Source organism: Erysipelothrix aquatica (assembly GCF_009828775.2).
In the GTDB taxonomy this organism is placed as follows: Bacteria; Bacillota_I; Bacilli_A; order Erysipelotrichales; family Erysipelotrichaceae; genus Erysipelothrix; species Erysipelothrix aquatica.
In genome coordinates this window covers 1-1,674 of record NZ_WTSY02000081.1, presented here as the reverse complement: position 1 = coordinate 1,674, position 1,674 = coordinate 1, and the positions used below count along the sequence as shown (strand labels likewise).

At 34.1% G+C, this 1,674-nt stretch carries 2 protein-coding genes; one reads left to right on the top strand and one right to left on the bottom strand.

The features are described from left to right. Positions 1–493 precede the first annotated feature (493 nt). Positions 494–733, top strand: coding sequence for a transposase (locus GVV20_RS10505; protein ID WP_159740512.1), 240 nt, complete (start codon positions 494–496; stop codon positions 731–733). 749 nt (positions 734–1,482) lie between these two features. On the opposite strand, the gene GVV20_RS10500 is transcribed toward GVV20_RS10505, so the two are convergent. After that, positions 1,483–1,674 (bottom strand): hypothetical protein (locus tag GVV20_RS10500; RefSeq protein WP_250690213.1); only part of this gene is annotated, 192 nt, incomplete at its 5' end.

Genomic DNA, 1,674 nt, shown 5'->3' with positions numbered 1-1,674 from the left:
GAATTTTACTAATATCAAACACAATGATACACTTAGAAATAAAAAAACCATCATCATATTTCTATGACGATGGTACTGACTCTAAATATGTCGGACTATCTCACCAACACTAGATTATAAAGAGCCTGAAAAGCGAGTTCGTTAACCGAACTCGCTCTAATTTTTATATTGGCTAGAATACCCCTCACAGGTCGAACTTTTATGTCGAACACTGACTGAGTTTTCTATTCATAATGACTCCAATAGGTTATCTGTGAATTTATCATATCACATTGCAAGCAGCCTTGCAAGTTCTTTGTTGAATCCCTGCGTGTATAACTAGTTTGGAATTCTCATTTGTATGTCTCTTTAATACACTTCATCATAATGTCTAAAAATGAACTTCAAGTATCTATTTCAAAAATGGTTAAGGTACATTCCAGTACTATACTGTAAATATAGACAGTAAATAGGAATAAACATACACTTTAAGAAAGGAAAGGAAAACCTATTTATGTCAAACAAAAGAACACGATATTCTAAAGATCTTAAGAAATCAATTGTTGCTCTTTATCATGACGGCCAAACTCAGCTTTGCCCCTCCGAAGATTATGGTATTGCTCCCTCCACACGTCATAAATGGATTAAACTCTATTCACAAGCCGAAACAGATAATGGAGAGATTCCTACCACTAAGCAAGTTAGAGAACACCAAAAACAAGTTGCATTACTCAAAGAAGAGAACCTCATCTAAAAAAAGCAATTGCCCTATTCGCACTCGCTCAATCAACGACTAAAAGCGATCGAATTCCTTAATTCGAGACACAAAACTTCAAATCTTCGTAAAACTCTGAATGTTAACCGATCTACTTACCACAGTTTATAAATCGTGAATCTTAAAACGTGATAACGAGAATCAGAAGATAAGGTTTTGTCTTTCAGAACTTTATATATAATACAATATGCGTTTAGGTGCAATAAAGCTCAAGCCTCTTCTTATTATTGAATATAGCATATCCATTAGTCTTGGACGAGTTTACAGACTCTTAAAGTCTATACCTTTACCTCGTATGTCGACTGTTAAACCTGCATTCAAGCCTTCTCAACATACTAATGATGAAGAGTGTATTAATTTCTTGATCTAGAATTCCGTCCTTCAGAACCCAATAAAGTGTGGATCAGCGATTTTACTTATATTAAAACGTCTAAAGGATTTCGTTATCTGAGCGTGATTATGGATGGTTATTATGTACAGATTCGTAGCTGTGTGGTTGGCTCAAAGTTGGAGCGCTATGCTATTGCATTCAAAGGCGATAATCTTCGAGGTCTTTTGCCTGTGATTTTAGCTACCCGTTTCTAAACGCGTATAACTCAATATGTATCAAAACTCAAAGAATAAAGTAGGGAGATTCCATTATAATGGAACCTCCTGTTTATGCGTTTTAAACTACTTGGATGAATCGAAGTATATAGTTCACTTTATCAATTAAATTCTTTTAAGAACTATTTCAACATTATCCTATCTTTACCCCTATCTTTAACGTATCCTTCCTCTTTTAATTTGTTTGCTATCTCTCTTTTTAGTTCAGTATCAACTTTTGGATGCTTTCCATTAAACACTTCCCCTAAATTATCAAGTTCTTCAAAAACATCTAAATACTTAATAAAATCCTCTGCTCGAGTACTCTCTTTTAT